Annotated in this window: 7 protein-coding genes, 1 tRNA gene and 1 pseudogene; 3 read left to right on the top strand and 6 right to left on the bottom strand. The window is 66.5% G+C overall.

From position 1 onward, the window contains the following. Positions 1-31 precede the first annotated feature (31 nt). The 3 genes from AC3WJD_RS15235 (at position 32) to fliS (ending at position 2,349) form a co-directional block, all read left to right on the top strand. The gene (locus AC3WJD_RS15235; protein WP_492747545.1) at positions 32-343 is read left to right on the top strand and encodes a hypothetical protein; all 312 of its coding nucleotides are present in this window, start codon (positions 32-34) and stop codon (positions 341-343) included. A 53-nt stretch (positions 344-396) separates the two neighbouring features. Further along, the gene (gene fliD / locus AC3WJD_RS15240; protein WP_492747546.1) at positions 397-1,785 is read left to right on the top strand and encodes a flagellar filament capping protein FliD; all 1,389 of its coding nucleotides are present in this window, start codon (positions 397-399) and stop codon (positions 1,783-1,785) included. A gap of 156 nt (positions 1,786-1,941) precedes the next feature. Further along, on the top strand, positions 1,942-2,349 hold the full coding sequence (fliS, locus tag AC3WJD_RS15245; RefSeq protein WP_492747547.1) for a flagellar export chaperone FliS: 408 nt from the start codon (positions 1,942-1,944) through the stop codon (positions 2,347-2,349). Here the strand turns inward: fliS and AC3WJD_RS15250 are convergent. The 6 genes and pseudogenes from AC3WJD_RS15250 to recJ form a co-directional block, all read right to left on the bottom strand. Then, positions 2,339-3,418 carry a sigma-54 interaction domain-containing protein gene (locus AC3WJD_RS15250; protein ID WP_492747548.1) on the bottom strand — a complete coding sequence of 360 codons (1,080 nt, stop codon included), beginning with the start codon at positions 3,416-3,418 and terminating at the stop codon, positions 2,339-2,341. The genes fliS and AC3WJD_RS15250 overlap by 11 nt on opposite strands. Positions 3,419-3,735: 317 nt before the next feature. Beyond that, the gene (locus AC3WJD_RS15255; RefSeq protein ID WP_492747549.1) at positions 3,736-4,209 is read right to left on the bottom strand and encodes a hypothetical protein; all 474 of its coding nucleotides are present in this window, start codon (positions 4,207-4,209) and stop codon (positions 3,736-3,738) included. A gap of 296 nt (positions 4,210-4,505) precedes the next feature. Beyond that, positions 4,506-5,475: pseudogene (locus AC3WJD_RS15260) on the bottom strand (copper resistance protein B). Next, on the bottom strand, positions 5,472-7,274 hold the full coding sequence (locus AC3WJD_RS15265) for a copper resistance system multicopper oxidase (protein ID WP_492747550.1): 1,803 nt from the start codon (positions 7,272-7,274) through the stop codon (positions 5,472-5,474). The pseudogene AC3WJD_RS15260 and the gene AC3WJD_RS15265 overlap by 4 nt, the downstream one beginning before the upstream one ends. A 165-nt stretch (positions 7,275-7,439) precedes the next feature. Next, a tRNA-Glu gene (locus AC3WJD_RS15270) sits at positions 7,440-7,514 on the bottom strand. Positions 7,515-7,578: 64 nt separating this feature from the next. Beyond that, a complete protein-coding gene (gene recJ / locus AC3WJD_RS15275; protein WP_492747551.1) occupies positions 7,579-9,348 on the bottom strand; it encodes a single-stranded-DNA-specific exonuclease RecJ in 1,770 nt (589 codons plus the stop codon). Positions 9,349-9,708 lie beyond the last annotated feature (360 nt).

Here is a 9,708-nt window from a genome sequence, read left to right on the forward strand (position 1 = left end):
CAGTCCGGACAAGAACCGGTTCGGAGTGGCTATGGCTGAGCGATCACGTTCCGCGCGACTGAGTGAGATCTGCGCGCCGTGGCTCGTCCCCGGGCTTGCGCTTTCGGCGGCCAGCGCGGTGCCGCTCTCGACCCCCGCGGCAAGCGTCGGCGAGGGGCGTGCGCGCAGCAATGCCAAGGTCAGCGCCGAAATACGCGAAGCCGCGCGGATCAATGTGCCGGGGCCGGGCGACGGGCGCGCCGGAGGGCAGCGCGACATGCCTGCGGCCGTGCAGCGTCCCTGCCGACCGGGGGACGCGCGCGAAGGCGCCATCTGCACGCTGCACGTCATCGATCTGCCGTGACTTAAGGCGGGGCTGGCGGTGCCGTTATTCCTGATGAGCAACAGGATAGCGCCATGGTCACCTCAATCACTTCAAGCATGGGTCTCGGCGCGGGTTTCGATACCGCGCAGCTGATCGAGGATCTTGCGGCCGCGCAGCGCGGCCCCAAGGAAGCGCAGATCAAGGCGCGCGAGGCCGCCAATGCTGCGCAGATTTCGACGATCGGCAGCCTGGCGGGCGCGATCGACAGCTTTGCGACCTCGCTCAAGACGCTGATCGGCGGCGGGTCGCTCTACACCCAGCCCACGACGTCGGACGCGAGCATCGTCGGCGTCACCGCCAAGGCGGGCTATTCGCTCGGCAGCCTCTCGGCACAGATCGAGGTCGTCCAGATCGCGACCGCACAGTCGCTCGCCTCGGCCCATATCGCCGATCCGGCGGCGGCAATCGGGCAGGGCAAGCTGACGCTGACCACGGGCAAGGGCAGCTTCGAGGTCACGATCGGCGCGGCCAATGACAGCCTCAACGGTCTCGCTGCCGCGATCAACGACGCCACGGCCGGCGTCACGGCTTCGGTGGTGAAGGACAGCCTCGGTTCGCGCCTCGTGATCCGCGGGGGCAATGGAGCCGTCAACGCCTTCACGCTGGTGCCCCAGGCGGGTGCCGATCCCGCGCTTGCAGCCTATCGCTGGGATGGCAATGCCGGCGGCATGACGCGCGCGCAACAGGCGCGCGACGCGATCGTGAAGCTCGACGGCGTCGAGATCCGCCGCGACACCAACACCTTCTCGGACGTGCTCGAGGGTGTGAAGATCGACCTCAAGAAGACCGCACCCGGTCAGGTCGTGACGATCGGCGCGCAGCGTCCGACCGAGAATCTGCGTCAGGCGGTGCTCGATTTCGCGGCCGCCTATAACGAGCTGGAGACGATGCTCGACGATGCTTCGGCCGGCGGGCTCGAGGGCGCGACGGCGGGACCGCTGCGCGGCAGCGCGGCGGTGCGCGACATGCGTGCGCAGCTTGCCGCGCTGACGTCGATGGAGCTGCGTGACGGCGAGGGCCCCGTACGACTGACCGAACTGGGCGTCAGCACGCAGCGCGACGGGTCGCTGATGGTCAATACCGCAAAGCTCGACGCCGTTCTCTCCGCCAGCCCGGACGCCGTGGAGGCGATGTTCAATCCTCCGCTCGGCAGCACTAACAAGGGGCTGGGCGGTGCGATGCAGGAGGTGCGCGACACGCTGCGCAAATCGAGCTCAGGCCTCGCCACCGCCGAAGTGCGGCTGAAGGAAGAGGCCGGCCGCATTGCCGATGATCGGGAGAAGATGGAAGCGCGCGCCGACGCGTATCGCGCACGGCTGGTGAGCACCTTCACCGCGATGGATACGCGCGTGGCCGCATACAAGGCGACGCAATCCTATCTCGACCAGCAGATCAAGATGTGGACGCGCAGCAACGACTGACCGTCTTAGACCTTGATCGTTTCAGGCTGAAACAGCCTGAAACGTGAATCAAGGTCTCAACAGTTTGAATAGAGCCTGATTCACGCTTTCGGTGGAAGCGCACAGCGCTTCCACCTCAACCGATCAGGCTCTCGGACCAGATAAAGAAGGAAGCGGATGATGTTTCGTGCGGCGGCCAGACCCGTGGGTGCTTCAGCGCAATATGGGCAGATCGATCTCGATGCGCGCATCGCCAGTGCCTCGCCGCACGGGCTGGTGTCGATCCTGTTCGAAGAACTGCTGCGCGCCATGGTCACGATGCGCAAGAGCGTGCATCCGCATCGTCGCTCGGAGGCGCTTTCGCGTGCGCTCTCGATCCTTCAGTCGCTCAACGACTCGCTCAATTTCGACGGGGGCGGACAGATCGCGGCAAGCCTGTCGGCCATCTACGGCGAGGCACGCCGATTGCTGCTCAAGGCCATGCGCGATCAGGATTTCGGGGCCGTGGCCGATGCCGAGGCGATGATCTCCGAAATCGCGCAATCCTGGTCCGCGATCGGCGAAGGCGCCGCGGTCAGCTCGTGACGCGGCTGACGCCGTATTTCTGCATCTTTTCGATCAACGTGGTGCGCTGAAGCGACAGCAACCGCGCCGCGTCGGCAACCACACCGCGCGAGGCCTGGAGCGCCTCGACGATGTGGCGATATTCGAACTCGGCGACGAGCGACTTGAGGTCGATCGGCTGGCCGGGGACGATCGCGGCGGCCGTAAAGGGCAGTTCGCCCTGCGGGGGCGCGGCGGCCTCTGCGATGTCGGTTGGCCTGGTCTTGTCGCGCTCGGGCGTACGGCGGCGCGGCTGGCCGCGGGTGAGCAGCATGTCGACTTCCTCGCCCGAAAGCTCCTTGCCGGGGAAGACGATCGACGCGCGCTCGACGAAGTTCCTGAGCTCGCGGACATTGCCGGGCCAGCGATAGGCCTGGAGCCGCATCATCGCGTCGTGTGACAGGCTCAGCGGCCGGCGCCGCTCGGTCGACAGTGCGATGAAATGCGCTATCAGCGGCGCGATGTCCTCGGGGCGTTCATTGAGTGCGGGCAGGTGGATCGGGAAGACAGCGAGCCGGTAGAACAGGTCTTCGCGAAAACTGCCATTGTCGATCGCGGCTTCGATGTTGCGGTGCGTTGCCGAGATGATCCGCGTGTCGATCGGAATGGGGGTACGGCCACCGATGCGCGTGATCGCGCGCTCCTCGATGACGCGGAGCAGCTTGACCTGCATGTTCGCGGGCATGTCACCGATCTCGTCGAGGAAGAGCGAGCCGCCATTGGCGTCCTCGAAACGGCCGCGCATCTGCGAGACCGCGCCGGTGAAGGAGCCGCGTTCATGGCCGAACAGCTCGGATTCGAGCAACTCGCTCGGGATCGCGCCGCAATTGACCGCGACGAGATCGCCCGCGGTGCGGCGGCTCTCGAGATGAATGGCGCGCGCGACCATTTCCTTGCCGCTGCCCGAGGGCCCGGTGATGAGCACCGACGCGCTGGTCGGAGCAACCTGTCGAACGAGTTCGCGGATCGAGCAGATGGCGGCGCTGGCGCCGACCAGAAGTGTCTCGACCGAACCGACCGCGCCCGGACGCGGCTGCCACGCGACCGTCACCGGAAACCGCTGTCAAAATGGACGAAAAATGATGGTCTTTGTACGGACAACATACGCATTGTGCCCACGCCCCCCAAGCGTTCACGCTATCGATAACCGCTGGAGACAAAGCGCGAAATTCCAATCGCTGCCGTTTTGACAGATTTATCGATTCATTTCGCGGGTGTTTCGTTAACCGCTTGTGCGCATCGCGCCGTGAATTACGTCCGCGGGGCAGGGCAATTGGTTAACGACACTGCGGCGGGTCACAGAAATCGGCGCCGATCTGAGAATGACCGCACTCTCACGCGCGTCGCGCTGACATCGCGGGATCGCGCTCAGATGCTTTCCCAATGTCCCAGAAGCGCCGAAAGCGTGCGATGCCCTTCGGGTGTGACCGCCAATATCGTGCGCCTGGCATCGACCGCGTCGCGCGTCCGAACGGCAAAGCCGTCGCGGACCAGAACCGCGATCCAGCGCAGCGCGGTCGAGGTCGGGGTGTGCGACGCGATGCACGCGTCGTTGACATAGACGGTGCGCCCTTCGGCTTCGGCGACGTAGAGATCGAGCAGGATGTTGAGCGCGGGCTCGTCGAAATAGCTCGCCGGAAGATATTTCCGCTGGATCTCGCGCATCCTGATCGCCGCCTTGGCGACGCGCAGCAGCTGCGCAGCGTCGGGCTCGGCATTGCTGTCGTCATTGTCGGGAAGCATGTCGGGCTGGGTGCCTGCCTCGAGCCGCCGCAGGATCGTCAGCATTTCGTCCAAAGTCGATTCGAGCGGCAGAGCCGAACGCGAGTCCTTGAATTGCACCACAATTTTTCCAGTCTTGCGAACGAACCCGGGTGAGCAATATCGCCGCGCGCGACGGTTTCAAACCCCGAAACACTCCACTGCGATAAATTGACCCTCCCCGTGTGGCCGGGTTCGGGGCTGTCGGACATCACGGCGCGTCGCCTTGCCAAAAAAAGGCCCGGCTCGAGAGCCGGGCCAGTGAGGACCCCGGCTTGTGACCGGCGTCCTTCGGGTCGCGACTTCGATATGCAGCATCATGACGTCAGTTTTGGTGATCTCGATCACATTCCCGAAAAAAATCAGCCTCGGGATGTTCAGAACCACGCGCGCACGCCCAGAACCAGGCTGGTCGCCTCCACGTCCTCGCCCGCCACGCGCGCGAAGTCTGCCGTATCGCCGATGCCGCGTTCCCATAGCACGCCGATATAGGGTGCGAATTCACGCGCGATCTCGTAGCGCAGCCGCAGCCCCAGCTCGATCGTGCTGAGCCCTGAACCAATCCCGTTCTCGGGTACGTCCTGCGCCGCGAAATCGAGTTCGGCGCTGGGCTGCAGGATCAGCCGCTGGGTCAAGCGCTGGTCGTAGGAGCCTTCGAACCGTGCGAGTACATCGCCTTTGTCCGACGAACAGCGCACCCTCGACCTCGAACCAATAGGGCGCGAGCCCCTCGAAGCCGATCGTCGCATAGGTCCGCGAGGGATTGGGCTCAATATCGTGGCGCAGGCCCGCTTGCAGGTTGAAATAGGGACCGATCGCGCGGCTGTAGAGCGCCTGGACCTCGGCCTGCTCGGCGGTTTCGCCGGATGCGCCTTCGCCCTCAGACTTCACGACGAGCCGGTTGATGTCGCCGCCGATCCACGCCTCGGCATCCCAGTGGAAACCGTCCTTGCCGTCCTTGAGCCGATATTCGGCCCGGTCGATCATGAGTTGGGAAAGGGTCCCGCCGCCATGTTCGCGGCGCAACTGGTCGCGCGCGGTGGACATCGCTGACTCGCCCCAGACGCGGTCGGCGAAATTCGCCACGGGCGCGGCAGGTGCCGGCGCGTCGCCCGGTGGCAGCGCGGTGCCGCCGTCGCCGTGGCCGGGCATCTGCTGCGCCGGCGTTTCGGTGGCGGGCATGGCGTGCCCGGCATGGGGATCGGGGGGTGGCGCTTCCTTTGGTGGGGGTTCGGGCGTGCAATGCCCCATCGCGGCGTGTTCCGGGGTGCAGCCCGACTGCGCCGCGGCGGGGGTGGAGACGGCGAACAATACGCTGCCCGTCACCAGGAGAAGCGTCGACTTCATCCGCCCTCTCCGCTGCGCGGGCGGACGGTGACGACCTGCATCATGCCCGCATGCATGTGATAGAGCATGTGGCAGTGGAACGCCCAGTCGCCCTCGGCATCGGTGGTGACGTCGAAGGTGACCTTGCCGCCGGGCTGGACCTGCACCGTGTGCTTGCGCGGCGCATATTCGCCATGCCCTGTCACCAGTTCGAAGAAATGGCCGTGCAGGTGGATGGGGTGCCCCATCATCGTGTCGTTGACGAGCGTCACGCGTACCCGCTCGTCCTTGACGAAGGGGATCGGATCCTTGACCTCGCTCAGCTTCTCGCCGTCGAACGCCCACATATAGCGCTCCATATTGCCGGTGAGGTGGATCTCGATCGCGCGCTCGGGGGCGCGGATATCGGGGTTGCGGTCGACCGCAACCAGATCGCGATAGACGAGCACCCTGTGCCCGACATCCTCGAGCCCCTGTCCGGGTTCGCCCGTGCGGTCGACGGGCATCGGCGAGATCGACTGGACCGTGGGCGTGTCCTTGACCGTCGGGGCAAGCGACATGTCACGCATCGAATGCTTCATCGCACCCGATGCCTGATCCATGTCTCCGTGGGTGGCGTTGCCGGCGGCGGGCGTGCAATGCCCCATGGCGGCGTGTTCGGGTGCGCAGTCGGGCGAGCCGCCGCTCGCGCCATGATCCATGCCGCCCATGCCCATGTCCTTCATCGACGCGAGCGGACGCGCCCTCAGTGGCGGCACCTCTGCCACCATGCCCGCGCGCGGTGCCAGTGTCGCGCGCGCCATGCCCGATCGGTCGACCGCCTCGCCGACCAGCGTATAGGCGCGGTCGTCGCGCGGCTCGACGATCACGTCATAGGTCTCCGCGATCGCGATCTTGAACTCGTCGACGCTGACCGGGCGGACATTGAGGCCGTCGGCCTGGACAATGGTGAGCCTGAGCCCGGGAATGCGGACGTTGAACGTCGTCATCGCCGACGCGTTGACGAAGCACAGCCGGACGCGCTCGCCCGGCGTGAACAGCGCGGTCCAGTTGTCGCGCGGGCCATGGCCGTTGACGAGATAGGTGTAGGCCGCACCGGTGACATCGCTGATATCGGTCGGGTCCATCCGCATCGCGCCCCATGTCATGCGTTCGGCGAGCGGCTGGTCCTTGCCCGCGAACAGACCGGCAAGCGTCTGTTTCCGCTGGTTGAAATAGCCGCCCTGCATCTTGAGCTTGCGGAAGATCGCGTGCGGATGGAGCTGGCTGTGATCCGACAGCACGATCACGTGCTCGCGATCGGACTCGATCGGGTCGGGGCCTGCGGGGTCAATGATGATGGGGCCGTAATGCCCGATCTGCTCCTGAAGCCCCGAATGGCTGTGATACCAATAGGTCCCCGCCTGGACGATCGGAAACTCGTAAGTGAAGGTCGAGCGGGACTTGATGCCGGGGAAGCTCACGCCGGGCACGCCGTCCATGTGGAAGGGGACGAGCAGGCCGTGCCAGTGGATCGAACTGTCCTCGTCGAGATCGTTGGTCACCGACAGCCGTACCGCGGTGCCCTGTTTGAGCCGGATCAGCGGCGCGGGGACGGTGCCGTTGATGCCGATCGCATGGCTCCGCCGCCCGTCGACGGTCATCATCTGGTGCGCGATCCGGAGCGCAATATCGGTGCCCGAAAGCACCGGAAGCGGCTTTGCGATGCCCGGCGAAACGGGCTGCGCCCAGGCAGGGAACCAGGTCGAAAAGGCAGCCGTTCCGCCGGCCAGCGCCGCACCGCGTAGCAGCGTGCGACGGTCAAGATGTGAATGCGTCATTCTGCGTGCGCGCGTCCCGAACTCTGAACAACAGGCCGCGATGTGCGCGGCGCCGGCAGTCGCTTAGCAATTCGTCGGGGGCAATGCACGCTCTGCAAGGCTGGTGCACAGGGGGCGGGATGCATTTTTGTGATATTTCAGCGCCTCGACCACTTGCCGAGGAAGTGGTGACCCCTACGGGAATCGAACCCGTGTTTCAGCCGTGAAAGGGCCGCGTCCTAACCGCTAGACGAAGGGGCCTGAGCCTGAGGCGGCGCCAATACGGGGTTGGGGCGGGGCGGTCAAGGCTTGGCGGCGTCTTTTTTCAATCGGCCCACGCGGCGTCGTCGATGTGGAGTTCGGCGGCGGGGCGGCTGCCCCAGTCGTCGATCCTCGCGCGGCCCGCGATCCACAGACGGCGGTCGCGCGGCGCGCCGAGCAGCGCCTGGCCGAGCGGGGTGTCGGCGGCGCGGAAGGCCACCGCCTTGATGCTGCGCCCGTCGTCGCCCGCGACGATCGTGCGGACATGCCCCGAACCGACGATGTCGGCCTTGACGATGCGCACCGGCCCCGCGGCGACGCGCGGCGCGGGCCAGCCCATGCCATAGGGGCCGCCCGCTTCGAGCGCCTCGACCAGCATCGGCGTCACGCCGCCTGGCGCGAGGACCGCGTCGAGCAGCAGCGCACGTTCGCCCTGCGCGCGCGCGACGTCGGCGGCAAGGCGTGCGTCGAGGAATTCGGCGAGCGCGTCGATCCGGTCGGCCGCGACGGTGAGGCCTGCCGCCATCGCATGGCCCCCACCCGCGACGAGCAACCCGCTGTCCTTCGCCGCGAGTACCGCGCTGCCGAGATCGACCCCCGCTATCGAGCGGCCCGAGCCCTTGCCAACGCCTTCCTCGTCGACCGCGATGACGATCGCGGGGCGGCCCAGCTTTTCCTTCAGCCGGCCAGCGACGATCCCGATCACGCCAGGGTGCCAGCCCTGGCCCGAGACGAGCGCGACCGCGCGATTGCCCTGGCCGATCGCGATCTGCTCGGCCGCCTCCTGCACCGCGGCCTCGATCGCGCGGCGCTCCTCGTTCAACCGGTCGAGTTCGGTGGCGATCTCCTGCGCCTCATGGGGATCCTCGGTGGTGAGCAGCCGCACGCCGAGATCGGACTTGCCCACGCGCCCGCCCGCATTGATCCGCGGCCCTAGCGCGAAGCCGAGATCGGTTGCGGTGGGCGCACGGGTGAGCCGCGACGCGGCGATCAGCGCATTGAGCCCGATATTGCGCCGCTGCGCCATCACCTTGAGCCCCTGCGCGACAAAGGCGCGGTTTAGTCCCCTGAGTGCGGCGACATCGGCGACGGTGCCGAGCGCGACGATATCGAGCAGGTCGAGCAGGCGCGGCTCGGGGCGGTTCGCGAAATAGCCTTGCAGACGCAGCTGGCGGACGAGCGCGGCACCGAGCAGGAAGGCGACGCCGACCGCGGCGAGGTGGCCGTGCGCGGCGCCCTCATCCTCGTCGAGCCGGTTGGGATTGACCAGCGCGTGCGCGACGGGAAGCGCGCTCGCGCATTTGTGGTGATCGACGACGATCACGTCGACCCCCGCCGCCTTGGCCATGTCGAGCGCCTCGAAGGCCTGCGCCCCGCAATCGACGGTGACGATCAGCGTCGAGCCCGCTTCGGCGAGCCGCACCAGCGCCTCGCCCGAAGGGCCGTAGCCTTCCATAAGCCGGTCTGGGATATAGGGCCGGGCATCAAGGCCGAGATCGCGCAGCAGCCGGATCAGCAGCGCCGCCGAGGTCGCGCCGTCGACGTCGTAATCGCCGAAGATCGTCACGGTCTCGTGCGCGATGACGGCGGCGGCGAGGCGCGCCGCGGCCTTGTCCATGTCGCGGAAGATCGAGGGGTCGGGCATGAAGGCGCGGATGCTGGGAACCCGGTGCGCCTCCAGCTCCTCACGCGGACAGCCGCGGGTCAGCAACAGCTGGGTGACGAGATCGTCGGGCTGGAAACCCTCGTCGCGCGTGTCGGTGTGCATGCCGCGCCAACGCCAGGGCTGGCCGAGGATCGAATGGGTGATGTTGAGGACGGGGACGGTGGACATGGCTGGACTAGACTTCACCGAACTTCACGAACTTCTCGCATATGACCATGTTTTCACCCCGCCAGCCCGACCGGCCCGAAGCCGCCCGCGGCGATCATGGCAGAAGCAGCGCGTGTAGGACAGGGCGAGTGCGATATATAGGGCTTCGAGGATCGGGCCAGCGATTAGGGCAGGGGGTGATGGCATGGACGAGGTCCGGCAATGGGCCGATAGCAGACGGTTCGTTTCCGGACCGCAATTGCGAATGGCGGAGGTCGGGCTTGGTGACCGTTGATCGTCTGCCTGCGACCGAGGACGTGTAAAAACGCGGATTTCGAGGTGCGACGATTGTCATACGAGGCAATCGCACTGCGGAGAGAT

This window comes from Sphingobium sp. FW306-1B-F04DB (assembly GCF_058781925.1).